We start from the raw sequence: 24,020 nt of genomic DNA, 5'->3' as shown, positions 1-24,020 counted from the left end.
GTCGGCCGGTGGTCTGTCCGTGACGGTCAGCCCACCGGCTCGTCCGTGAGGACGAGGGAGCGGGCGAAGGCGTCGAGGTCGGGGAGAGCGGCGTAGAGCTGCCCCAGCTCGTTGGTGAAGGCGAGGAGCTGGACGTCGACGGCCGGATCCCGCGTACGCCAGTGGTAGGCCAGGACTCCCAGGACGAAGTCGGGGTCCCGCGGGTCGTCCGGCTTCAGCGGTACGAGCCGGAGGACGCGCACCCCGTCGCCCAGGCGGTCGGTGGTGAACCCCTCCCTGATCGGCGTCTCTCCGGTCGCCTCCTCGTACTCGACGGACCCCGAGTAATGCAGGGCGGCCGAGCCGGCGTCGTGCTCCGGCTGCCAGAAACCGACGAAGACCGGCACGGGCGGCTTGCGCAGGTCGGGCCAGTAGAGGAGGTGGAAGTGCGCGGGCACCAGGTCGAACAGCTGGGCGTAGCTGTCCCGGATCTGATCGGCGACGCGAGTGTGCAGGTCGTCCGCGATGTTCCGGTCACCGAGCAGTTCCCGCTGCCGGATGACGAGTGCGGTGGCGATGTCTTTCGCGTATGCCGAGGAGTCCGCCCACCTCGTCGCCGTGAACTCGGCGGGGAGGGCGACCCACTCCGGGCCGGGCTCCCCGGCGAGTGAACCGTAGGGGGCGGGGGCCATGGTCCAGCCGTCGTTGTCGGGCGGGAAGGACATGGCCCGCGCGGGAGACTCACTGCTCATCGGGTGCTCCAGCGGAGGGTCGTCATGACGGCGTCGAAGAGGTCGACGAGGAGCAGGGACAGCTCGCCGTCCGCGTCCTGCGCGCCGACGGTCGAGAAGGCGATGGTCAGCCATCGCCGGGAGTCCTGCGGTACGGGGACCTGATAGTCGACGCGCCGCGAGGGGAATTCGATGCCGCGGGCCGGATCGGCGGGGGCGGTCCGTTCCGTCCGTACGGCGGTCGAGCCGTCGAGCTCGACAACCTCGCGGCCGGTCTCGGACGCGGCCAGGAAAAGGGCGAGCTCGGCGGGGTCGAGGTCGTCGCCCGACTCGGGTGTACGGGTCTCGGAGACCAGGAACGAGGCGGGCACGGACATGCCGTGCATCAGCTCGACGGGAAGGTAGAGGTCGAGCCCGTTCGCCTCACGCGCCTCACGAATACGCCGCCGGAGCCCGCTTTCGAGGTCCCTGCGATACGTGAACACCTCGTCGCGGGGCATGCCGTCGAAGGACCGGTCCAGGATCCGCTGGACGGCACCGTCGGTGCCGTAGCGCAGGGGTATGCGGGCCCAGCCGGGCGGGAGGACGAGGGAGTACGAGTTGGGGGGCGCGGAGGATTCCTGGGGCTGGGGCTGGGGCTGGGGCTGGGGCTGGGGCTGGGGCGTCGGTGTGGGGGTGGATCCGGGGGTGGTCATGAGGCGGCACTCTTTCTGCGGGCCGAGCGGCGGCGGGAGAGGGCGCCGTGGATGAGGACGGCGAGAGACAGGAGGGAGGCCAGGAAACCGAGCCATGCGAGGGCTTTCACGACCGGATTGTCCGCGGCGGAGAAGGCTTCCGCGTCCGTGCCGCCTGAGAAGGGGACGGACAGCACGGTGACGATCCAGAACTGGAGCGGCGGCGCCGCGCCCTCCAGTACCAGGGGCCCGCTCGGCACCCCCTCATGGGCGTGCCGCAGCAGATAGCCCGCAAAACCCTTCACATCGGTCCGGGGCGGCCCGAGCGGGCGGTGCAGAAGCTCGGGCGCATGCCACAGCAAGGTCGCGGTCAACAGCAGCACCCAACAGACCGTCAGGCCCACGAAGAGCGGCCCCTGGTTGGCGGGATCCTTTTGGTCCAGCCCCAGCAACAGCAGCACCAACGCGTTGAGGCCGATCCAGACCCAGAACCCGAAGAAGCTGACGATCAGCAGGATGTAGCCGTTGAGGCGGGTCAGCGGCGGGAGGACCCGGGGCGGGCCGTCCGATGCGGTGCCGTTCTCGCGCGTCGGCCCGCCGGAGTTGGTCACCATGACGACCCCACTGGCTGTGTGGCCCATGTCTTGGCCTGTATCCAGGGGTTGTTCGAGCCGACCACTGAACCGTCGGAAAAGTAGGGCCCCGTCATCCCGAACGCCTTGTCGAACGAGTCCACGCCCGTACCCGCCGCGAAGGCCCCCTGGCTGAGCCGTATCGCGCCCGCCCCCTTCTCGACCGACGACGCGATGCGCGCCGAGTCGGGGAACCGCTCCGCCGCCTGGCCGAGGAAGGCCTTGAGGGGGGCGGCGTCGGCACCGCCACCGAGAAGGTTCTTGAGGGCACCGAGCTTCGGCAGTGCCTGCCCGGACAGCTCCTTCGCACTGGTCAGCGCGGCGTTCTTGGCCGCATACATGCCTTTGGCTCCGTCACTCATGGCCACGCGGGCCGCCTCCCATTCCTTGCTGCCCTTCACGCCCAGTTTGAAGACCCGCCCGGCGTTTCTCATCCCGTCGGTCACGGCGGCCTTGAAGGCGGCCTTCCCCAGGCCCACCGCCCCGGCGCCGCGCATCGCACCCCGCACGCCGTCCTCGGCGGCCCGCATCCCGGGCGCCGCCAGCCGCCCGAGCCCGAATGTGGCCAGGGCGAAGACATCGAGCCCCACGTCGATCCAACTGCCCGCGCCCGCGAGCGCGGTGGTCGTATGCAGCAGCAACGAGCCGATGGTCGCCCCGAGCGCGATCATCGCGATGATGTTCAGCCCGGGGATGAAGAGCGCCACGATCGCGCAGGCGGTCGCCACCCAGACCAACACGTTCGCAAGGTCGTTGAGCAGCCGGGCATGATCACTGACCCAGTTCTTGAACTTGTCCCAGCCCTTGTCGTGCAGCCCGTCCTTGCTGATGGCCCGCTTGATCTTGCCGGCCCAGTGGCCGGCCCGCTCGTCCCGGTGACCGATGGCCTTGTCGAGCTTGTTCCGGGCGGCCCCCAGGGCGTCCTCGGCGCGGGAGAGGGCATGCTGCCGCGTCGTTTCGGCGGTCTTCTCCGCCTCGGACATCTCGTTGTTCGGCTTCTTCGGCCCGTCGGGCGGCTGGTGCGCGTCGACACGCCCCTGCGCCTCCTTCGCGTCGCTCAGCGCGTCGTCGGCCTGCTTCTGGCAGTCCTCCAGGTCGTCCGCCCAGTGCCCGAGATACCCCGACACGTGGTCGTACCGGTGATGCGTCTTGCCGAGCCGCCCTGACAGCTCCTCGGCCTTGTCGCGCATGGCACCCGCGTACTGGCCTTTGAGCGCGGTGGTGTCCCGCCCTATGGCGTTCAGCCGCTCGACCTGTTCGCTGATCATCTTCGCCAGCTTGCCGAGTCGCTGGGACTCGCCCCGTATGTCGTGCACATCTCCGGGCATGGGGTCCTGCTCGGCGAGCGGACTCCAGTCGGTTGGCCGCGCCATCTTCGCTACTTCCCCCCGCCGTTGCCAGTGCCACCCTTGCCGCCCTTGCCCTGGGTGGACTTGGCCAGCTTCTGGTCCAGGTCGCGGAAGGCCTGATGGCACTTCTCCGCCAGCTCTCCGACCGATTTGACGGACTCGAGGAGCTGCTTGCGGTGGTAGTCCCAGTTGTCGGCGAAGTCGTCCATGGCGCCCGCGATGTCACCGGACCCCCAGACGCCCTTGAGGTCGTTCTGGTGTTCCTCGGTGTGCTCGAACTCGTACTGGATCTTCTTCAAACTCTTGGCGGTCTTGACCAACAGCGTGTCGTCGACGACCAGATCACTGTCACTCATGGGTTCGGCCCGGCTCCCGCTGTGATCGGTTGGTGTTTACCAAAGCGATCACGGAGGAGCCGGGCCGGGACAGGTTTCGACCGCCTTTTGGCCGTGCATTGACCAAACTCTGACGCCGTGCTGATGGCTACCGCCGCGGTTACTGCTGGGGCTGTTGGGGTACGACGCCGGGCTGGGCGTAGGGGCCGGGGACCCGCTGCCCGTACGGGCCGGCGATCTGCGACGCGTACGGGGTCGGCGAGAGGTACCGCACCCGCCCGCCCTCCTCTGTCACGGGCGTGAACCCGGCGGCCTGCGACCGCGCCGCGAACCTGGCGTCGCGCTTGCGCGTGACGACGAAGCCGATACCGAAGACGGCCACGAGCACCGCCCACTCCTGTCGTTCCGGCTCGGCGGGGCGGCGGCCCTCGCGGGCACCGCCCCGGCCAGGCCGGGCGCCGGCACCGTGAGGAGGGCGGTCAGGACGGCTGTCACGAGCCGTCTGGCCTCGGTGCGTGGCACGGCCGGCCTGGCCGGGGAGTGTGGGGTCGTCGGTCAACTCACCTCTCAGTGACCGAAGTCGAACCAGTTGACGTTCACGAAGTCCGCCGACTGGCCGCTGGTGAAGGTCAGATAGACGTCGTGGGTTCCGGTGACCGAGCTGATGTTGGCGGGCACCGTCTTCCAGGACTGCCAGCCACCGGTGTTGGCCAACGAGAAGCTGCCGATCGGGGTGCTCGTACGGCTGTCGAGGCGCACCTCGACCAGTCCGCTGACGCCGCCCGCCGCGCCGCTCGCGACGCGCGCGTAGAACTGCTTGGCCGCGGTGGAACCGAAGTTGACGCCCTTGTAGAGCGCGTAGTCGCCGTTCGCCAGCGAGCCGATGTCCTGCCCGCCGCCGGTGTCCGTGGTGGTCTCGGTGCTGGTGCCCGACTGGCTGTCGTACGACTCGGCCTGGATCGCGCTGTAGGCGTCACGGTTGCCGGTCGGCGGAGGTGTCGTGGAACCGCTCCCACTGGACTGAAGCACCTGGACGTAGTCCACGACCAGCGGGTGGCCGGGGTCGGTGCCGCTGTCCGGGCCACCGCCGAAGGCGTCGGGGAAGCCGCCGCCCATCGCCACGTTCAGGATGACGAAGAAGCCGTGGTTCGTGGCGTTCGCCCAGGTTGTCGCGTCGACCTGGTTCGCCTTCACCGTATGGAAGTTGACGCCGTCGAGGTAGAAGCGGATCTCCTCGGGGCTCGTCGACTTGTCCCACTCCATCGCGTACGTGTGGAAGCCGGCCTGACACGTCGTGCCGGTGCACGGGGTGTTCCCGCCGATGCCGCTCGTCTCGTTGCACGGGCCGCCCGGGTTGGTGCCGCAGTGCATCGTGGCCCATTCGGTGTTGAGGCCCTGGACGTTCTCCATGATGTCCAGCTCGCCGACGCTCGGCCAGTTCTGGTAGTTGCCGCGGTAGGGCGCGCCCAGCATCCAGAACGCGGGCCAGTAGCCCTTGGCGGCGGCGCCGGTCACGTTCGGCATCTGGATCCGGGACTCGACGCGGAGCTTGCCGCCGGCGGGCGGCTGGAAGTCGGTGCGGTTGGTCTCGATACGGCCCGAGGTCCAGTTGCCCGCGGAGTCGCGCCGCGGGGTGATCAGCAGGTTGCCGCTGCCGTCGAGTGCCACGTTGTTGGTGCTGGAGGTCATCGTCTCGACCTCGCCGGTGCCCCAGTTCGCGGCGCCGCCCGGGTAGGAAGTCCCGGTGTCGTACTGCCAGTTGGTGGTGCTCACGCCGGTTCCGGCGGCCCCGTTGAAGTCGTCGAGGAAGACCTGGGACCAGCCGGTCGGGGGTGTGGGGGCGGACGCGTTCGCGGGCAGAGTGGCGACGGTCGCGGCGGCCGCGGCCAGGCTGAGCGTGCTGAACACGGCGATGAGCACGCGTTTCAGGGAGCCGCGTCTGACGGGTGTGCCGGAAGTTTCACGCATGAGTGCCTCTTCGGGTACGGAGTGGGGTGCGCGGGTGTTGTTGAGAGCGCTCTCAAAGGCAGCTGCGCGGCCAATGTGCTCTCTGTCACTCCGGTCGTCAAGAGGTAAAGCAAAGAAACTCCCTTCCGTAGAAGGGAGTTCACGATGTGAAGGAAGGACTTCCCGGGATGTGCCGCTAGAGAGCGCTCCCCGCCGTCCAGTCCGCCCATGACAGGTTCCACCCGTTGAGGCCGTTGGACGCCTCGACGGTCTTCTCGCCCGAGTTCTTGACGATCACCACGTCACCGAGCATCGAGCTGTTGTAGAACTTGTAGCCCGCCACGGAGCTGTCGTTCGCGCCCTTCGCGTCGTGCAGACCGACGCAGCCGTGACTGGTGTTGCTGCTCCCGAAGACCGAGGTCGAGGCCCAGTAGTTGCCGTGGATGAAGGTGCCGGAGGTGGTCAGGCGCTGGGCGTGCGGGACGTCCGAGATGTCGTACTCGTCGCCGAGACCGACCGTCGAGGACTCCATCCGGGTCTGCTTGAACCGTTCGCTGATCACCATGATCCCGGACCAGGTGGTGTGGTCGGCGGCGCCACCGCTCACCGGGTAGGTGGCGAGGGTCGAGCCGTCCCGCTCGACCGTCATCGTCTTCTTCGCCAGGTCGACCGTGCTGACCTGGCGACGGCCGATGTGGAAGGTGACGTCCTTGGACTGTGTGCCGTAGACGCCGTCCGTGCCCTCGACGTCCTTCAGGCGCAGGCTCAGCGTGATCTTCGTGCCCGCGGCCCAGTACTCCTCGGGCCGGAAGTCGAGCCGGGTGTCACTGAACCAGTGGCCGACGACCTCGACCGCGGGCTCCGCCGTCACGGTGATCGCCTTCTCCACGGCGGCGCGGTCCTTGACGGCCTCGGTGAAGTTGATCGACACGGGCATACCGACACCGGAGGTCGAGTTCGCCTCGGGGGTGAAGTAACCGACGAAGGTCTCGCCGGGGGACTTCGTGACGAAGGTCGCGGTGTGTGCGTCGGCACCCTGTGGTGTCGCTGTGACCGTGTATTTGGTGCCGGAGTACGGATTCTTGGTGGAGGTCCATTTCGTACGGGCGTCGTTGAAGGACCCGGCCAGGGTGGAACCGTCGTTGCCGGTGACCTTGACGGTCGACAGGGTGCCGTTCGCCACGGTCACCTCGACCGGGCTGCTGAAATCGGCCTTCTTCGTGCCGTCGGCGGGGGTGACGCTCACGCTCGGAGTCTTGGCCTTGGCCTTCGTGCTCGCGGCGGCCTTCGCCGAAGCGTTCGTCCCCTCCGAGGCGTCGGCGGAGCCGCTGCAGCCCGTCAGAGCCACCGCCGGCACGGTGCCGAGGACGGCGAGGATCCCGCGCCGCGACCACGCGGGCCGGCCGGACCGGTTCGCGCTCTGCTCGGACCGGTTCGATATCTCAGGGACGCCCACGGCACGCCTTTCTTAGATCACCACCACTGGGGGTGCATCTTGTGCCACTTTCATGGGTTGATCCTTTGAATCCGCGGGGCCCCACCTGAGATTCCTGTGAAGAGACGCTGTGAGACGTCCTGAAACCACGGTTGCCGGGCCGCCTCGGTTTGTGAACAGAGTATGAACAGCCGACCGGCGCCCTGAGTTTCCGGTGAGATCTCCGTCCCGCCGGCCTTTCCCCACCTCTCCGGTCGGAATAGTGAACAAGGAGTTCCGCTTACTGGTCCCGCAGCAGACCCCCGCCGGAGGTATTCGTGATTTCAGCCCGCAAGCGGCACACCGTGGCCATCGTCGGAGCGGGCGCCGCCGGCGCGCTGACGGCGGTCCAGCTGTGCGAGACGGCCGCGCGCCGCCGGGTGTCCCTCGACCTCGTCCTGGTCGACCCGGCGCCGGAGGCCGGACGCGGCACCGCGTACGCCACGCCCGACCCACGGCATCGGCTCAATGTGCCCGCGAGCGGCATGAGTTGCTACCCGGACGACCCCGGACACTTCACCCGCTGGCTCTGCCGGCACGGCGAACCCACCGTCAAGGGCGCCGACTTCGCCACCCGGTACCGGTACGGCGCCTACCTCGCCGACACCCTGGCCCAGGCGATCGTCCGCGCCCACGGCACGGTCGCCGTACGCCGGCTGCGGACGCGGGCGGAGAGCTGTACCGGCACCCCCGGCGGCGGGGTGGAGCTCCAACTCGCCGCCGGGGGACATCTGACGGCCGACAGCGCGGTGCTCGCCACCGGGCCGGCCGCCGCGCGGAGCGACTGGGCGCCACAGGGACTGCGAACCTCCGAGCGCTTCATACGGTCCCCCTGGGCGTCCGGCGCCCTCGACGGTCCGCTCGCCGGCACCGCCGACGTGCTGCTCGTCGGCACGGGACTCACAGCCGTCGACCTGGCGCTCAGCCTCGACCGGCCCGGGCGCACCGTGCACGCCGTCTCCCGGGGCGGGCTGCTGCCCCAGCCGCACGCGCTCAGCCCCGCCGCGGCGATGGACGCCCCCGACGGGCTCGACACGCCGTCGCTCGCCGCGCTGCGCAGGACCGTCTACCGGCACATCGGCAGGGCCGTCCGCACCCACGGCGACTGGCGGCCCGCGCTCGACAGTCTGCGTCCGCACACCGCGCGGCTGTGGCACAGCCTCACCCCCGAGGAGCGGGCCGCGTTCCTGGAGCGGGAGGGCGCGCTGTGGAACACCCACCGTCATCGGATGGCGCCCGCGACGGCCGAGTCGGTGTCCCGTGCCCGTACGGCCCGCCGGCTCAAGGTGCACGCGGGGGCCGTGACCGACGCAGTCGTCCAGGACGACGGCGCGCTGACGGTCGCGCTCTTTGGCGGCCGGGAGATACGGGCCGGCTGGGTCATCGACTGCACCGGACCCGGGCCGCGCCCCGAAGACCCCCTGTGGCGCTCGCTGTTCGACGCGGGTGCCGCGGTGCCCGGCCCCCTCGGCATGGGCGTCGCCACCCGTGACGGCCGGCTCCTCGACGCCGAGGGCCGGGCCGAGCGCCCGCTGTTCACGCTCGGGGCCCCGCGCCGCGGCGAACTGTGGGAGACCACGGCCGTCCCGGAGATCCGGGTCCAAGCGGCTGCGCTGGCCCAGGAGTTGCTCGAACCGCTCACCCGGCCCGCGCGCACGACCCGCCGGGCGCGCCGCCGGCCCGTCGACGCGCACGGCCTCGCGCTGTCCACCCACGCCGAGGCGGCCGCCGCCTACCGCACCGGGCTCGATCGCGTCCTCAAGGTCAGGTCCGGAGCCGAGGACGCCTTCGGGCGCGCGGTCGCCCTCGACCCCGGCTTCGCGCTCGGGCACGCCGCGCTCGCCCTGCTCGGTCACGAGTGCGGCGCCTCCGTCGACGTACCGAGGGCTCTCGCCGACGCGCAGCGCTCCGCGCGCGAACGGGCCGACGAGCGCGAACGCTCCTTCGTGGACGTCGTCACGCGCCGCGTGCACGGCGATTCGGCGGACGAGGGTGCCGGCGCCCTGCTCGGGCACCTCGACGCGCACCCCGCCGACGCGCTCGCGCTCGCCACCGCCGTGCCCACCATCGCCTTCTCCGGCATCAACGACCTGGACAACAGCTATGCGCTGCGCCTGGTCGAGGGCACCTCGCCCGCGTACGACGGGCACTGGTTCCACACCTCGCTCCTCGCCTTCCTGCGCCAGGAACAGGGCCGCTTCCACGAGGCCGCCGAACTGGCCCACCGCGCGCTGGCCGCCGAGCCCGCCTCCGGACACGCCGTGCACGCGCTCGCCCACGTCCACTACGAGTCCGGCGCCCATGAGATGGGCCGCGACTGGCTCGACGCGTGGGTGTCCGGGCAGGGCCGGGGCGCCGTCCACCGGGCGCACTTCTCCTGGCACATCGCGCTGCACGAACTCGCGCTGGACGACCCCGCCGCCGTACGCAAGCGGTGGTTCGCGCAGCTCGGGCCCGGGCGGGTGAGCGGGGTGCGGGCCCTGGTGGACTCGGGGTCGCTGCTGTGGCGGGCCCGGCTGAGCGACAGCTGGCGGGGGCAGGTGCCCGCGGCGGACGTCCTCGGCTCGGTCGCGCGCGAGGTCGTGGAGCGGCCCGCCACCGCGTTCACCGCGCTGCACGCCGCGGTCGCCCTCGCCGCCGCCGGGGACCTCGCGGCCCTGCGCCGACTGCGCGACCACGCCGCGGGCGCCGATCCCGTACAGCGCGAGGTCATCGTCCCGCTCTGCGAGGCCTTCGCCGCCCTCGTCGAGGAACGCTTCCAGGAAGCCGCCCGCGGCCTCGACGCACTCCTGCCGGTGCTGCGGAAGGTCGGTGGCAGCGCGGCCCAGCGTGAAGTCGTGGAGGAGACCCTGCTCTACGCCCTTGTCGCGGCGGGGCGTTGCGACGCGGCCCGGCGGCTCCTCGACGCCCGCCTCGACCGCGGGGCGGCGCCTCGGGACCGGCGGTTGCTTGCCGCGCTGCCCGGCTGAGTCGGCTGTCTCGGGCGGGGCCCCGTTCGATCACGTGTCGGACACGGGTCCCGTCGGCGGGGCCCGGGGCGGGCACCCTGCGGGCATGGCGAGACGCGGGGGATGCGTGCTGAACGGCTGTCTGGCCGTGCTGATGACCGCCCTGGTCCTGGTGCTGTTCGGGATGTGGCGGCTCAGTACGGCGTCCGGACGAGCCGATGGCTGGGCGCGGGAGCGGATGAAGGAGTCCGTGGAACAGACCCGGGACCTGTTGTCGCGGGCCGCCTCGGACGGTTCCCTGCTCGGGACCGAGATCGACCGGTCGATCCACGGCGGCAACGGGAAGGCGGAAGGGGCCGAGGTCCAGCGACACGGCCGACGGGTCACGGTGACCGAGTCGTTCGCGATCGTGGGCGGCGGCTGGTACGGCGGCTCGGCCTCGGGCTGCTACCGGTTCGATCTCGTCCCGGCCTCCTCCCCGCCTCCCGTCTCCGTCCACGAACTGTCCGACGCCCGCTGCCGGGACCGGTCGGCGACCACCCGCTACCGGGACCCCGCCGCGGTCGCCGCGGACGTGGTCGTGGAACTGCGCGCGGCCGTGACCCGCGGCGGGCTCACCGGCGTCCAGAACGCCCCCGTCTGGCAGACCGGCGGAATCGTGCGGACGGGCCAGGAGACGAAGCACGGCCAACTGATCACCCTTGCCCTGCTGTCCAGGGGGCTCGTTCCGGCGGACCGTGACTGCTACGAGTTCCGCGCCGGGGAGAAGCCCGTCACCGTCACCACCAGGAAGCTCGGGCCGGACGGCTGCGATCGCATCCGGCGCGAGCAACAGGCCCGGGCGGCGGCGGCCCTGCGGGCCGAACTCGACGCCGCCTCCCGGCGGATCGAGCACCGGCTCGAACGGGCGGTCGCGGACGGGACCCTGACCGACGCCGAGTTGAAGCGGGCGCTCGCCCTGCAACAGACGGACGAGGGGCGCGAACTCTCGTTCGACGCCCCCGTCGCCGTGCCCGTCGGCGTGAAGCGGTCACCGTCCGAGGTGGACGTCGTCGCCAAGGTCAACGCCCTGGACATCAACCACACGAGCACGGGCTGCTACGCGTTCAGCGCACACCTCGCGAGGCGGTCCGTCACCCGCCGGCCGGTGGCGGGGACGGACTGCTTCGGCTGAAGGGGACGCCTCGCCGTCCGGCAGGCCCACGGTGCGCGACAGCACAAAGCCGATGCTCATGCCGAGGCGGCTCAGTAACCGCCGCCGCTGTTCGTGCTGTTGCTCGGTGACGCACCGCCGCCAACCGTGGTGATCTTCGTCTGCATGCCCAGGTCCTTGTGCCCGTCCACGGGGCAGTACACCTCGTACGTGCCCGGCTTGAGGGTTACGGCGAGGCTCGCGGACTCACCCGGCGCGAGAGTCCGGGTGCGGTGCTCACCGCCGGGGCCTTCGATCTCGAGTGCGTGCACCTGGTGACCGTTGTTCTTGGCGACGAAGTCATAGCGTCCGGCCGTGAAGGCCGGCTTCGACAGGGTGATGCGGAAGTCGACGAGCGTGACGTCGACCTTGGTCACTCCCGGCTGACCACTGGCCTTCGGCGTTGTGTGACTTCCCGTCCCGCTCCCGGTCGATGCCCCGCCGCCGCAGGCGGCGAGCACGCTCGTGAGGACACCGGCGGCCAGTCCCGTCATCAGGCGGGTCCGGTATCGGGCTGTTGTCCTTGGCATCTGTGACCCCCAAAGCGTTGCGTCCCGCAAGGGGCTCGTACGGCTCGTACGGCTCATATGGGGTACGGGCCGCCGGGCCCGATGGATTGGGCGGTGGACCTGGAGGGCAACGGGAAGGCGATCTTCCGTCTCCGCCAGGCAATCCCCTGACCGGAATGATCCGTATGTACGGATATGAATAGTCTTGGGCTCCCAGTAGGCCGCCTTTCGGACGAGGCTCTGCTGTCCGGACTGGCCACTGGCGACCCAGAACTCGCGGTTGCTTTCGTACGGCGGTTCCAGCACACGGTCTTCGGTGTCGCCATCGCCGTCCTCGGTGATCCGCAGCTCGCCGAGGACATTGCCCAGCAGACGTTCGAGCGCGCGTGGCGGCACGCACAGATCTATGACTCCCGCCGCGGTTCGGTGATGACCTGGCTGACGACCATCGCGCACAACCTCGCCATCGACGCCGTCCGCTCGCGTCGGCCGGAGCCGCTCGCACCCGAAGATCTCGACGCGCTCCTCGGTGTGGTGACCGAGACTCCCGAGCAGTTCGCGCTCGCGGACGAGGAGTCGTCCAGGCTGCGGGCCGCCGTGGCACAACTGCCGCGCGAACAGGGCCGTGCCCTGGTGATGGCGGGCATCTACGGAATGACGGCTCAGCAAATCGCCGACTGGGAGAAGATCCCTCTGGGCACGGCCAAGACGCGGATCAGGACAGCGATGGGGAGACTACGGACCATGCTCACGTCTCCGAAGCGAGGCGACGATGTCTAAGGACGCGACCTGCGAAAAGCTGCTGGAGGTCGGTGCCGAGCTGGCTCTGGGCGTTCTCCCGGGCCGGGAGCGGGCCGAGGCTGTCGCGCATCTGGACCGCTGCGCGGACTGCCGGGAGTACGTCGGGCAGCTGACCCTCGTCGGCGACGGGCTGGTCGGCCTGCTGCCGGGCAGCGAGCCGCCGGTCGGCTTCGAGACCCGGGTGGCGCGGTCGCTGGCCCAGGCCGCGGCGGCGCACGACGGGCGCCGGCACACGCGCGGGCAGGGTCGCGTGCGCACGGGGTTCCGCGGACGTGTGCGGCTGCGGGTCGCGTCCGCCGTTGCCGCCTTGGCGCTCGCCGCCGGGTTCGGCGGCTGGGCCGTCGGCACCGTCGTCGAGAACGCGGCCGCCCCTTCGCGGCCCGCCGAGGCCGGGACGGGATTGATGGCCGCGGATCTGATGACACTCGGCGCCCAGGGCCATTCGGCCGGCAAGGTCTTCGCCCGTCCCGGATCGCCGGGCTGGGTGTACATGGCCATCGATCTCGACGACGCCGGGATCGCGTACAGCGGGAAGGTCACCTGTCTGCTGGAGCGTACGGACGGCACAACCGTGCGCGTGGGCACTTTCGCCCTGCACGACGGCTACGGCTCCTGGGAAGTCCCGATACCGGTGGAGCCGTCCACGCTGTCCGGGGCTCGCCTGACCTCCGCCGACGGCACCGTCCTCGCCACCGCGCACTTCGAAGAGGCGGCATAGTCCTGGCCGCCCCCCGTCGGACCGGTGACGTTCCGGCCCCGGCGCGCCCCCGCAGATCCGTCATACCTGTGGCACGTGGCGCCGCTGCCACGACAGAGCCGCGTCGAAGGCGGCGGCGAGTTCCCCGATGGCGGGCCGGGCTGCCGGATCGGGCCGCAGGCAGCCGTCGATGGCCGTGGCGAGGTCCCGCGGCAGGCGTCGGCGGGACCCGATCCGCGGGGCGGGTTCTTCGAGCTGCGGATACCAGTCGTCCCGGCCGGTCGTGTCGTCCCCGGTCCCGTATCCAGCCTCGGCCCCCGTCTCCGCCCCCTCCTCGTCCACGGTCTCACCGCAGTCGTAGGGCAGGTCGCCGGTGGCGAACTCGTACAACGTGACACCGATGCCCCATGCGTCGGCGGCGGCCGTCAGCGGCCCGCCGCGCGCCTGCTCGGGTGCGAGATAGCAGAACGTGCCGACGCCCGCGGGAGCGATGCCGGGCGGCCGTGCGACGCTCAGGTCGAGCACCTTGGCGTGCCCGCAGTCGACCACGACGTTGGACGGCTTGAGGTCGAGGTGCAGCAGGCCCTGACCATGGAGGTAGTGCATCGCGGAACACAGGTGCACGCCGAGGAGGGCCACGTCCTCGGCGGCCGGCCGGCGCCGCAACCGGTGGATGAGGTGGGACAGCGTCTCACCGGTCAGGGTTTCCAGTACGACGAGCGGCTCGGGGAACTCGAAGGTGTCGTACGCGCGGACCAGGTGCGGATGGGTGAAGGCCCGAAGCCAGCGGCCCTCACGCAGCAGCCGGTCACGCAGTCGTTCCTCGTGGCGGCGGTCGGGGCGGACGACCTTGACGACGCACCGGCAGTCCCGTTCCTCGCTCCAGGCGTCGTACAGGTCGAGCCAGCCGGTCCGCGCCAGGTGCGCCAGGATCTCGTAGCCCGGCGCGGGTTTCGTTCCGGGTGGCACGGGCGGAGGCGGTGGTGCGGTGGCCCGGCTCATGACCGTACCTTCCCGGTGGGCGGGGAGGCGGCGAAGGGGCTGTGGCCGGTCACCGCGTTCAGGCGGTGCAGCTGGGCGTAGGCCCCGCCGTGCGCCAGCAGGTCTTCGTGTGCGCCGCGCTCGACGACCCGGCCGTGGTCGAGCACGACGATGTGGGTGGCGTCGCGCACGGTGAGCAGATTGTGCGAGATGACGATGGTGGTCCGCCCGGCCATGAGTCGGCGCAGCGGTTCCATGATCCGCCGACCCGACCGGGCGTCCAGCCCGGTGGTCGGTTCGTCGAGCAGGAGCACGGGAGCGTTCCTGATCATCGCGCGGGCGATCGCGAGGCGCTGGCGCTGCCCACCGGACAGCGTCCGGCCGTGCTGGCCCACCACGGTGTCGTAGCCCTCCGGAAGCAGCCGGATGAACGCGTGGGCGTCGGCGGCGCGGGCCGCGGCGACGATGTCCGCCTCCGTCGCCTCCGGGCGGCCGTAGGCGATGTTCTCCCGCACGGTGCCGTGGAAGACCAGTGTCTCCTGCAGGACCACCGCGACGCTGTCCCGCACCTCGGACAGCCGCAGGTCCCTCAGGTCGGTTCCGTCGATGCGGACCGTGCCCTGATCCGGGTCGTAGAAGCGCAGTTGCAGCTTCGCGACGGTGGACTTGCCGGCGCCGCTCGCCCCGACCAGCGCCATCGTCTCGCCGGGCCCCGCTCGGAACGACACGTCTGCGAGTGCCCACCGGGACGTGCCCGGATAGCGGAAGGAGACGCCCTCGAACTCCACATCTCCGCGGGCATGCCCGAGCCGCCGGGCTCCGGCGGCCTCGACGACCTGGGGGCGCTGGTCGAGCAACTCGATGATCCGCTCCGCGGAGGCGGACGCAGCGTAGAACGTGTTGCTGAGGTGGGACAGATCGCGGAGCGGACCGTAGAGCTTGCTGATCAGCGCGAGGAAGACCAGCAAACCGCCCAGCGTGAGCTGCCCCTGCGCCAGCTTCCACGTACCCAGCGCCATGACGGCCAGCGCGCCGGTCACCTCGATGATCTCGACGAGCGGCCCGTAGACGGCGCGGATCCGTGCCGACGTCATCGCCGCCCGGAACTTGCCCACGCTTTCGCGCTCGAACCGGCGCTCCTCCCAGCCCTGCCGGTTGTACGCCTGTACCAGGGCGACGTTGCCGAGCGACTCCTCGGCGACCGCGCTGAGCGAACCGCTCCGGCGTCTGCGCTCCCGTGACGCGTCCTTGATCAGCCGGGAGAAGTGGCGGGCCGCACTCCAGAACAGCGGCACGATGACGAGCGCGAGGAGGGTCAGATCCCACTGCAGGTAGAAGAGCAGACCGAGGAAGACGCCCACCTCGACCACGTAATAGAGGGCGTTCGCCACGCCCGACAGGAGGAACGTCTCGACCGCGTCGACATCGCCCGTGACGCGCGACAGCACATCCCCCAGCCGCCGTCGTTCGAAGAACCCCAGCGAGAGGCTCTGGACATGCCGGAACACGTCCGCCCGCAGAGCCAGCAGGAATCGCTCACTGACCCAGGTGGACGTCACGTCGTCGGCGAAGCCCAGTACGCCGGAACCGATGACCAGCCCCAGGTAGGCGAGCGCGATCCAGGGGAACGGGCCCAGATCGCGCGGTACCAGCACGTCGTCCACCACGATCTTGAAGATCCAGACCTCGGCCCCGTCGAGCACGGGCCCGATCAGGCTGAAGCACAGGAGGACGACCAGCCAGCGCCTGCCCCCGCGCGTATAGGGCCAGAAACGCCGGAAGACCCCGCTCAGGGGCACCGGTGGTGCGGCGGCGACGACGGCGTCGGAATCCTCACCCACCGACAGCAGACGCCGCAGGACATGCCGGGGGACACGCGCCATGGCATGGGTTCCTAGAAGATCGCGGACTCAGCGGACCGGAGTTGCCGGCTCCGGCCCACTCAGCCGTGTGCGGTTACCAGTGACGATCGTCACCGGTATTGCGGCGGTGACGACGATGACGGCGCTTGCCGGTGGTGTCGTCGCGCCTTGAGGTCGTGTCCATCTTGTGGTCACGGCGTTTTGCGGGAATGAGGTGACTGAAGATCGCCATAGGTTTCCCTCCTCGATGCATCCCCCATGAGGGATACGTCCGAGAGCGCGCACGGGATGGCGCCTCCAGGAAATTTCTTGTCAGACGCCGGTCAGCTGGGGCCGGGCCGTTGCTTCCTCGCTCACCCCGAACCGGTCGTGCGCCCGCCGCAGCGCCCCCGGCGCCCACCACGCACGCTTCCCGAGCAGCGCCATCGTCGCCGGTACGAGGAGCATCCGGACGACGGTCGCGTCGATCAGGACGGCCAGGGTCAGCCCGAGGCCGATCTGCAGGATGGGGGAGAAGCCGCCGGTCATGAACGCGCCGAAGACGATCGCGAGGAGCAGCGCGGCGCAGCTGACCACCCGCCCGGAGCGGCGCAGGCCGGTCACCACGGCCTCGTGGTGGTCGCCGGTCTTCAGCCAGGTCTCGCGCATTCGGGCGAGGATGAACAGCTCGTAGTCCATGGCGAGTCCGAAGGCGATCGCGATGATCAGCGGCGGAGCCGTCAGGCTGAGCGAGCCGAGGCCTTCGGCGCCCAGCGCCCCGGCCAGATGGCCGTCCTGGAAGACCCAGACCACCGCACCGAGCGCGGCACCCAGACTGAGCAGCGTGGTCGCGATCGTCCGCAGCGGGATCAGCACCGAGCCGGTGAAGGCGAAGAGCAGCGCGAAGATGCCGACGAGAACGGTGACCGCCGCCCAGGGTGCCCGCTCGGCGAGCATCTCCCGGAAGTCGACCAGCCGGGCCGCGACACCGGTGACCTCGACGGGCTCGCTCCCGCGTACCTCCCGTACCCGCTCGACCAGATCGGTCGCCGCCCTGCCGTCGACGCCGCCGGTCGGCTGGAGGTGCACCAGGGTGGCGCCGCCGGGAAGGGCACGGGAGTCGCTGGTGTCCGAGAGGGCGCGGATCCGGGCCACGGTGTCCGGGGCGGCGCCGGGGCGCACCACCACAGTCACCGGCGAGACTCCGGTGCCGGGCGGGAAGTGGGCGTCCACGGTGTCGTACAACTGCCGTGCCTCGGTGGTGGAGGGCAGTTGCTTCGCGTCTCCGATGCTGATCCTCATCCCCGCGACGGGCAGCGCGAGGACGAGCAGGGCCGGGACGAGGGTGGCCAGGACGACGACGGGGCGGTGGGTGGCGAAGCGGGCGAGGCGGGCGAAGACGCGGCCTTCGGTGTCGGGGCCGGCGCCGGATGCGAAGCCGAACCTGGAGCCGGTCCTGGAAGCGGTCTTGGAACCTGCACGGGAACCGGTCTTGGAGTCGGCGTCCTCGCGAGGTGCGCGCGCCGGTGCGATGCGTGCCCCGAAGCGCGCCAGCAGCGCCGGGAGCAGAGTGACCGCGGCGAGCATGTCGACGACGACCACGGCGGCCACGGCCAGACCCATGCTGCGCAGGAACGGGCTGGGGAACACCAGCAGCCCGGTGAGGCTGACCGCCACGGTGAGCCCGGAGAACAGGACGGTCCGCCCGGCGCCGGCGACGGTGCGGTGTACGGCCTCGATGACGTCGTCGGTGTGCCGCCGCTCCTCGCGGAAGCGGACCACCATCAACAGCGCGTAGTCCACGGCGAGTCCGAGTCCGAGCATGGTGGTGACCTGGATCGCGTACACCGAGATGTCGGTGACCTGGCTGAAGGCGAAGAGCGCCAGGAACGCGCCCGCGACTCCGCTGATCGCGATCAGCAGGGGCAGCCCGGCGGCCCGCAGCCCGCCGAAGACGACGAGCAGCAGCGCCAGGACCACCGGGAGCGAGATCAACTCGGCCCGCTGTACGTCCTCCTGGGCACGGCCGCCCATCTGCTGCCCGAGCAATGGGCCGCCGCTGACGTGGACTTGGGGCGCGTCGATCCGCCGGATGTGCTCGGCCGCCGTGTCCACGGCCTTCTTCTCGTCCTCGTCCTTCAGGCCGCCCTTGAGTGACACCGGAATGACGAGGGCCTTACCGTCCTCGGAGGTGAGGCCGTGGGTGGTGTATGGGTCGGGCACGTCGGCGACACCCGCGACCGTACGCAAGTCGGCCACGGTGCGCTCCACTTGGGACCGCAGACCGGGGTCGGAGACTGAGGTGCCCGCGACGACGGCGGTGATCGACTCACCGTGCGTGTCGACGCGGTCGAGGTAGGCGGCGGCCCGGTCCGACTCGGTGCCCGGGACATCGGGCACCGAGTCGACGAGCCGGCCGAAGACACCGGTGCCGAGGCCGAAGCCGATCAGCAGCATGAGCAGCCAGACGAGGATCACGGTGAGCGGGCGGCGGGTCGCCGCCCGGGAGATCGTGGCGAGCACGGTACGCCTCCCGGCGGTTGGGGCGGTCGGTGACATCGCCACTCAGCGTCGTGCCGGACGGGGGGCCACCGGATCGCCGGGGGGAGCGGTTTCGGGGACTCCGTCGTACGGGGGAGGCGCCCCCGTGACTCACTCGCTAGGGGGAGCCGGGTGTCACCAGGCCCGTCTCGTACGCGCAGATCACCGCCTGCACCCGGTCCCGCAGTCCCAGCTTGCTCAGCACGTTGCTGACATGGGTTTTGACGGTGTGTTCGCTCACGAAGAGCGTCGTCGCGATCTCCGCGTTGGACAGACCGCGGGCGAGCAGCCGCAGGGTCTCCTCCTCGCGGGCGGTGAGGGCGGCGAGGCGGGCCGGCGCGGGTTCCGGGGCGGCTTCGGCGCGGCGGCGCCGGATCATGTCGGCGACCAGGCGGCGGGTCACCGAGGGCGCGAGAAGCGAGTCGCCCGCCGCGACGACACGGACCGCGTGCACCAGGTCGTCCCGGCGGACGTCCTTGAGCAGAAAGCCGCTCGCTCCCGCGTACAGCGCCTCGTACACGTACTCGTCGAGGTCGAACGTGGTCAGCATGACGACCTTGCAGCCGGACTCCGCGCACACCAGGCGGGCCGCCTCCAGTCCGTCCATGTGCGGCATGCGGATGTCCAGCAGCAGTACGTCGGGTGTGTGCCGCCGTACCGCGGCCAGGGCTTCGAGGCCGTCCCCCGCTTCCGCCACCACCTCGATGTCCTGCTGTGCTTCCAGGATCATGCTGAAGCCACTGCGGACCAGCTCCTGGTCGTCCGCGACCACGACGCGGATGCTCACCCCAGGGCCGCCTGCCGGTCGACGGCGGCCGGGAGGCGTACGGCGACCTGGAAGCCGCCGCCCGGACCGCGGCCCGACCGCGCGCTGCCTCCGCAGGCGGCGGCCCGCTCGCGGATGCCGATCAGCCCGTGACCGCCGGGCGCGGCCACCGCTCCCGGGTCGCCCGGTGAACGCACCGGCCCCCGCCCGTCGTCCGTCACCGTGAGCGTCAACGCGTCCTCCGCCCAGTCGAGTTCGACCCGTGCCGAGGAAGCGTACGCATGCTTCACGGTGTTGGTGAGGGCCTCCTGGACCACCCGGTAGGCGGCGACCTCGGTGTCCGGGGGCAGCGGGCGGGGCGTGCCGGTCGTGCGCAGGTCCACGCGCAGTCCGGTGGACTGCGCCACCTGGCCGACGAGTTCGGTGAGCGCGGCGATGCCGGGCTGCGGCAGCCGGGCCGAAGTCCCGTTCGCCTGCTCCTCCTTGAGTACTCCGAGGATGCGTCGCAGCTGTCTCATCGCGTCGCGTCCGCTTGTCGCGATCGCGTCGAAGGCCGCCTCGGCGCGTTCCGGATCGCTGCGGACGACCACGGGACCGGCCTCGGCCTGCACCACCATCAGGCTCACCGCGTGGGCCAGGATGTCGTGCATGTCCCGGGCGATCCGGGCCCGTTCCTGCGCCGTCGCCCGCGCCGTGTCGGAGGCGCGCTCCCGCTCCAGGCGGCGGGCCCGGTCCTCCAGCGCGGCGGTGTACGCGCTCTGGACGCGGGTGAGGATCCCGAGCGCGTACGCGCCGAGGTAGCTCGTCAGATGGAAGGCGTACTCGAAGGGCTGGGCGTGCTCCTTGGCCGTCATCGTCAGCGCGGCACCGACCAGCCAGCCCACCAGCATGACGCGGCGCTGCGCGGGCGGGCACAGCGCGGCCACGGTGTAGAGCGCGACCAGTCCGCCGTACGCGACGTTCGGCGGCGGCGCGTGGTAGACCGCCATGGCGGGCGTGAACACCGACACCGCGCAGGCGGACAGGAAGGGTGCCCGCCGCCGCCACACCAGCGGCACCGCCGTGCCGACCGCCAGCAGGAACCCCTGCCACGACAGCCGGTCGTCGCCCTCGTCGTGGAACATCCATTGCAGGGAGGCGGCGAACAGGACGAGCGCGGCCAGCGCGCTGTCGACGACGTACGGGTGGGTCGTCCGTACGCGTGAGACGACCGCCCGCCAGCGCGAGACGTCGGGCGTGAACCAGGACTGGACGGACATGTGCGGCTCCTCGGGGCAAGGGCCGTCCCAGTATCCCGACCGGGCCACGGCGAAGTCCTCACCGGTGAGAGGGATATACCGGCGCCCTACGAGCCCGGCGTGACCGGGGTCTGCGGCTGCCACCCCAGCGCCCGCGATATCCCGCGCGCCGCCAGCCGTACCGCGGGGATCAACGCCGGTACCTGCGCGTCGGCTTGGGGCACCACGACCGAGACGGCCGCGACGACCGTCCCGCCCGTCCCGCGCACCGGAGCGGCCACCGACAGGGCGTCGTCGGTCACCTGACGGCTGCTCACCGCCACTCCCGTGCGCCGTACTTCGGCGAGCAGGCGGCGCAGCCGGGCCGGATCCGTGACGGTGTGCGGGGTGAAGGAGGCGAGCGGGCGGTCGCAGTACGCGTCCTGGAGCGCCGGGTCGCCGTGGGCGAGCAGCGCGAGCCCCACGCCGGTGGCGTGCAGCGGCCAGCGGGCGCCCACCTGGATGCGGACGCCGACCGCGGAGCGCCCGGAGATCCACTCGATGTAGACGACCTCGGAGCCGTCGCGGACGGCAAGCTGCACGTTCTCGTGCGTCGCTTCGTACAGGTCCTCCAGGTGCGGCAGTGCGATCTGCCGCAGCGCCAGGCCGCGCGGGGCGAGTGCCGCGATCTCCCAGAGGCGCAGGCCCACGTGGTAGACGCCCTCTTCGTCCCGCTCCAGTGCGCCCCACTCGGTGAGGGCGCCGACCAGCCGGTGGGCCGTGGTGAGGGTGAGCCCGGCCCGGCGGCTGATGTCCGTCAGGCACAGCGCCGGGTGCTCGTGGTCGAAGGCGGCGAGCACGGCGAGCAGACGGTCGGGCGCGGACAGGGTGGTCATGAGTCGAGTTCGGTCTCGGTGATCCGTTGCAGGAGCGCGTGCAGGGTCTCGCGCTCGGCGGGGCCGAGGGGCTGGAGCAGATCGTTGGTGACGCGCAGGCCCGCTTCGTCGGTGTCGCGCAGGAAGGACCGGCCGTCCTCGGTCAGGACGACGATCCGGCTGCGGCGGTCGTCCGGCGAGGGGCGGCGCTCGGCGAACCCGAGCTTCTCCAGGTCGTCGACCAGGCCGACGATCGCGCTCGGGTCATAACCGAGCCGGGTGCTCAGCTCCCGCTGGAGCGCGCCCTCGGAGGTGGCCAGGAAGCGCAGCAGCGCGTAGTGGCGCAGGCGCAGCCCGGACTCCTGCAGAAACGTGTTGAACAACTGACCCGAGCGCAGACCCAGCCGGTACAGGAGATATCCGGTGTCCGCGTGCAGCCCGCGCATCCACGGCTCCTGCGCGTCGATGGAGGCGGGGGTGGCGGCGTGCGGCTGGCGGGCGATGGCGGGCTCCCTGGTCATGGCCCCGGGCGGGGCGGTCCTGCGTCCTTCTCCGGTACGGAGTGACGTCCGTACGAGAACAGCATGGCGTACAAGTCGAACGGCAACAACTATTGACGTCAACAATTATTGTCCTTAGCTTCGATCTCGTAGCCGCACCTGCTTCTCGTAGCCGCATCTGCTTCTCGAAGGGACACCGTCGTGCCCAGCATCGATCTCACCGGCAAGGTCGCCGTCGTCACCGGCTCGGGCCGTGGCCTCGGCCTGGCCTACGCGCACGCTCTCGCCGCCGCCGGAGCCTCCGTGGTCGTCAACGACGTCGACGAGGCCGTCGCCGAGCAGGCCGTCAAGGCGATCACCGAGGCGGGCGGCACCGCCGTGGCCGAGGTGGTCCCGGTCGGCACCAGCGAGGCCGCCGACCGCCTGGTCAACCGTGCCGTGGAGGAGTTCGGACGGCTCGACATCCTGGTGACCAACGCGGGCATCCTGCGCGACAAGGTCCTGTGGAAGATGACCGACGAGGACTTCGACGCGGTGATCACCACCCACCTCAAGGGCACCTTCACCTGCGCCCGCGCCGCCGCCGTGCGGATGCGCGAGCAGGGCGAGGGCGGCAGCCTGATCCTGGTCGGCTCGCCGGCCGGGCAGCGCGGCAACTTCGGCCAGACGAACTACGCCGCCGCGAAGGCGGGCATCGCCGCCATGGCCCGTACCTGGTCGATGGAGCTGGGCCGCGCGGGCATCACCGTCAACGCGATCGTGCCGGTCGCCGCGACCGCGATGACCGAGACCATCCCGGCGTTCGCGCCGTACATCGAGGCCATGCGGGAGGGCGCGCCGCTGCCCGACTTCCTCCGCAAGGGCGAGGGCTTCGGGACCCCCGAGGACTGCGCCGCCCTCGTCCCCTTCCTCGCCTCCGAGGCCGCCCGCGGCGTCACCGGGCAGGCCATCGGCATCGGCGGCGACAAGGTGGCACTCTGGTCGCATCCGCAGGAGATCAAGGCGGCGTACGCGGACGGCGGCTGGACCCCGGACACTCTGGCCGACGCCTGGGCCACCTCTGTCGGCGCCGAGCCGCAGACCGTCGGGATCCCCGCGCCGAAGCTGCCGGAGGCGTGATGGACCTGAACGAACTGGTCGCGATCGACGTCCACACCCATGCCGAGGTGTCGTCGAAGGGCCACTCCTCGCTCGACGACGATCTGCACGACGCCTCCAGCGCCTACTTCAAGGTCGAGGGCAAGCGGAAGCCGACCCTGGAGGAGACAGCCGCCTACTACCGCGAGCGGAAGATGGCCGCCGTGATCTTCACGGTGGACGCCGAGTCCGCCACCGGCACCGCGCCCGTCCCCAACGAGGAGGTCGCGGAGGCGGCGGCCGCCAACGCGGACGTGCTGATCCCCTTCGCCTCCATCGACCCCTTCCGCGGCAGGGCGGGGGTCAAGCAGGCCCGCCGGCTGGTCGAGGAGTACGGGGTGAAGGGCTTCAAGTTCCACCCCAGCATCCAGGGCTTCTTCCCCAACGACCGCTCAGTGGCGTACGACCTCTACGAGGTGATCGAGGAGACCGGCACGATCGCCCTCTTCCACACCGGGCAGACGGGGATCGGCGCCGGAGTGCCCGGCGGAGGCGGCATCCGGCTCAAGTACTCCAACCCGCTGCACGTGGACGACGTGGCCGCCGACTTCCCGCATCTGAAGATCATCCTGGCGCATCCGTCCTTCCCCTGGCAGGACGAGGCGCTCGCCGTCGCCACACACAAGCCGGGCGTGCACATCGACCTGTCCGGCTGGTCCCCGAAGTACTTCCCGCCGCAGCTGGTGCAGTACGCCAACACGCTGCTGAAGGACAAGGTCCTGTTCGGCTCCGACTTCCCCGTCCTCACCCCCGACCGCTGGCTCGCCGACTTCGAGAAGCTGCCGATCAAGGACGAGGTCAAGCCGAAGATCCTCAAGGAGAACGCCGCCCGACTGCTCGGGCTGAGCACACCGTAAGGGGCCACCCCATGTGCCATCCCATGTGCGACGACGG

At 71.0% G+C, this 24,020-nt stretch carries 23 protein-coding genes; 6 read left to right on the top strand and 17 right to left on the bottom strand.

The genetic code is table 11. The features are described from left to right. Positions 1 to 26: 26 nt before the first annotated feature. The 8 genes from OIC96_RS06695 to OIC96_RS06660 all read right to left on the bottom strand — a co-directional run bounded on the left by OIC96_RS06695 (position 27) and on the right by OIC96_RS06660 (position 7,103). Positions 27 to 731: a hypothetical protein gene (locus OIC96_RS06695; protein WP_330308788.1), complete on the bottom strand. Its 705-nt coding sequence runs from the start codon at positions 729 to 731 to the stop codon at positions 27 to 29. Further along, complete coding sequence (locus OIC96_RS06690; protein ID WP_330308789.1) at positions 728 to 1,405, bottom strand: hypothetical protein; 678 nt, start codon at positions 1,403 to 1,405, stop codon at positions 728 to 730. The genes OIC96_RS06695 and OIC96_RS06690 overlap by 4 nt, the downstream gene beginning before the upstream one ends. Beyond that, the gene (locus tag OIC96_RS06685) at positions 1,402 to 2,025 is read right to left on the bottom strand and encodes a hypothetical protein (protein ID WP_330308790.1); all 624 of its coding nucleotides are present in this window, start codon (positions 2,023 to 2,025) and stop codon (positions 1,402 to 1,404) included. The genes OIC96_RS06690 and OIC96_RS06685 overlap by 4 nt, the downstream gene beginning before the upstream one ends. Continuing rightward, a complete protein-coding gene (locus OIC96_RS06680) occupies positions 1,992 to 3,389 on the bottom strand; it encodes a putative T7SS-secreted protein (protein WP_330308791.1) in 1,398 nt (465 codons plus the stop codon). Before OIC96_RS06680 ends, OIC96_RS06685 begins: the two co-directional genes overlap by 34 nt. Before the next feature lie 5 nt (positions 3,390 to 3,394). Beyond that, entirely contained in the window at positions 3,395 to 3,721 is a 327-nt protein-coding gene (locus tag OIC96_RS06675) for a hypothetical protein (RefSeq protein WP_330308792.1), read from the bottom strand. A gap of 139 nt (positions 3,722 to 3,860) precedes the next feature. Next, entirely contained in the window at positions 3,861 to 4,088 is a 228-nt protein-coding gene (locus tag OIC96_RS06670) for a hypothetical protein (RefSeq protein WP_406502194.1), read from the bottom strand. 179 nt (positions 4,089 to 4,267) lie between these two features. Further along, on the bottom strand, positions 4,268 to 5,668 hold the full coding sequence (locus OIC96_RS06665) for a glycoside hydrolase family 16 protein (RefSeq protein ID WP_330308793.1): 1,401 nt from the start codon (positions 5,666 to 5,668) through the stop codon (positions 4,268 to 4,270). Positions 5,669 to 5,843: 175 nt separating this feature from the next. Then, positions 5,844 to 7,103 (bottom strand): L,D-transpeptidase, encoded by a 1,260-nt coding sequence (locus OIC96_RS06660; protein ID WP_330308794.1) that lies wholly within the window; start codon positions 7,101 to 7,103, stop codon positions 5,844 to 5,846. Positions 7,104 to 7,399: 296 nt separating this feature from the next. On the opposite strand from OIC96_RS06660, the gene OIC96_RS06655 reads away from it, so the two are divergent. Both OIC96_RS06655 and OIC96_RS06650 read left to right on the top strand, forming a co-directional pair. Beyond that, positions 7,400 to 10,090, top strand: a complete 2,691-nt coding sequence (locus OIC96_RS06655; protein ID WP_330308795.1) for an FAD/NAD(P)-binding protein — start codon at positions 7,400 to 7,402, stop codon at positions 10,088 to 10,090. A gap of 85 nt (positions 10,091 to 10,175) precedes the next feature. Continuing rightward, positions 10,176 to 11,243: a hypothetical protein gene (locus OIC96_RS06650; protein WP_330308796.1), complete on the top strand. Its 1,068-nt coding sequence runs from the start codon at positions 10,176 to 10,178 to the stop codon at positions 11,241 to 11,243. A gap of 71 nt (positions 11,244 to 11,314) precedes the next feature. Here OIC96_RS06650 and OIC96_RS06645 read toward each other — a convergent pair whose 3' ends face one another. Beyond that, a complete protein-coding gene (locus OIC96_RS06645; protein ID WP_330308797.1) occupies positions 11,315 to 11,755 on the bottom strand; it encodes a cupredoxin domain-containing protein in 441 nt (146 codons plus the stop codon). 210 nt (positions 11,756 to 11,965) lie between these two features. Between OIC96_RS06645 and OIC96_RS06640 the strand changes: the two genes are divergently transcribed. Both OIC96_RS06640 and OIC96_RS06635 read left to right on the top strand, forming a co-directional pair. Beyond that, positions 11,966 to 12,550 carry an RNA polymerase sigma factor gene (locus tag OIC96_RS06640; protein ID WP_330308798.1) on the top strand — a complete coding sequence of 195 codons (585 nt, stop codon included), beginning with the start codon at positions 11,966 to 11,968 and terminating at the stop codon, positions 12,548 to 12,550. Next, positions 12,543 to 13,289 carry a hypothetical protein gene (locus OIC96_RS06635; protein ID WP_330308799.1) on the top strand — a complete coding sequence of 249 codons (747 nt, stop codon included), beginning with the start codon at positions 12,543 to 12,545 and terminating at the stop codon, positions 13,287 to 13,289. The genes OIC96_RS06640 and OIC96_RS06635 overlap by 8 nt, the downstream gene beginning before the upstream one ends. 60 nt (positions 13,290 to 13,349) lie before the next feature. Here the strand turns inward: OIC96_RS06635 and OIC96_RS06630 are convergent, their stop codons facing one another. The 8 genes from OIC96_RS06630 to OIC96_RS06595 form a co-directional block, all read right to left on the bottom strand. Further along, the gene (locus tag OIC96_RS06630; RefSeq protein ID WP_330308800.1) at positions 13,350 to 14,270 is read right to left on the bottom strand and encodes a serine/threonine-protein kinase; all 921 of its coding nucleotides are present in this window, start codon (positions 14,268 to 14,270) and stop codon (positions 13,350 to 13,352) included. Further along, positions 14,267 to 16,132, bottom strand: a complete 1,866-nt coding sequence (locus OIC96_RS06625; protein ID WP_330308801.1) for an ABC transporter ATP-binding protein — start codon at positions 16,130 to 16,132, stop codon at positions 14,267 to 14,269. Before OIC96_RS06625 ends, OIC96_RS06630 begins: the two co-directional genes overlap by 4 nt. Before the next feature lie 73 nt (positions 16,133 to 16,205). Further along, a complete protein-coding gene (locus OIC96_RS06620) occupies positions 16,206 to 16,343 on the bottom strand; it encodes a hypothetical protein (RefSeq protein ID WP_330308802.1) in 138 nt (45 codons plus the stop codon). Between the two features lie 80 nt (positions 16,344 to 16,423). Then, a complete protein-coding gene (locus tag OIC96_RS06615; RefSeq protein ID WP_330308803.1) occupies positions 16,424 to 18,613 on the bottom strand; it encodes an MMPL family transporter in 2,190 nt (729 codons plus the stop codon). Positions 18,614 to 18,749: 136 nt separating this feature from the next. Further along, entirely contained in the window at positions 18,750 to 19,418 is a 669-nt protein-coding gene (locus OIC96_RS06610) for a response regulator transcription factor (RefSeq protein WP_330308804.1), read from the bottom strand. Beyond that, positions 19,415 to 20,656 carry a sensor histidine kinase gene (locus OIC96_RS06605; RefSeq protein WP_330308805.1) on the bottom strand — a complete coding sequence of 414 codons (1,242 nt, stop codon included), beginning with the start codon at positions 20,654 to 20,656 and terminating at the stop codon, positions 19,415 to 19,417. Before OIC96_RS06605 ends, OIC96_RS06610 begins: the two co-directional genes overlap by 4 nt. 86 nt (positions 20,657 to 20,742) lie before the next feature. Then, positions 20,743 to 21,510, bottom strand: coding sequence for an IclR family transcriptional regulator (locus OIC96_RS06600; RefSeq protein ID WP_330308806.1), 768 nt, complete (start codon positions 21,508 to 21,510; stop codon positions 20,743 to 20,745). Continuing rightward, the gene (locus tag OIC96_RS06595) at positions 21,507 to 22,010 is read right to left on the bottom strand and encodes a MarR family winged helix-turn-helix transcriptional regulator (RefSeq protein ID WP_406502197.1); all 504 of its coding nucleotides are present in this window, start codon (positions 22,008 to 22,010) and stop codon (positions 21,507 to 21,509) included. The genes OIC96_RS06600 and OIC96_RS06595 overlap by 4 nt, the downstream gene beginning before the upstream one ends. A gap of 180 nt (positions 22,011 to 22,190) precedes the next feature. Between OIC96_RS06595 and OIC96_RS06590 the strand changes: the two genes are divergently transcribed. Both OIC96_RS06590 and OIC96_RS06585 read left to right on the top strand, forming a co-directional pair. Next, positions 22,191 to 23,108, top strand: coding sequence for an SDR family NAD(P)-dependent oxidoreductase (locus OIC96_RS06590; protein WP_330308807.1), 918 nt, complete (start codon positions 22,191 to 22,193; stop codon positions 23,106 to 23,108). Next, positions 23,108 to 23,983, top strand: a complete 876-nt coding sequence (locus OIC96_RS06585) for an amidohydrolase family protein (RefSeq protein WP_330308808.1) — start codon at positions 23,108 to 23,110, stop codon at positions 23,981 to 23,983. The genes OIC96_RS06590 and OIC96_RS06585 overlap by 1 nt, the downstream gene beginning before the upstream one ends. The last annotated feature ends 37 nt before the right edge of the window (positions 23,984 to 24,020 follow it).

The sequence above is a fragment of the Streptomyces sp. NBC_00775 genome (assembly GCF_036347135.1).
Lineage (GTDB): Bacteria > Actinomycetota > Actinomycetes > Streptomycetales > Streptomycetaceae > Streptomyces > Streptomyces lutosisoli.
The sequence above is the reverse complement of the archived record's forward strand: the minus strand, read 5'-3'. Positions and strand labels throughout refer to the sequence as shown.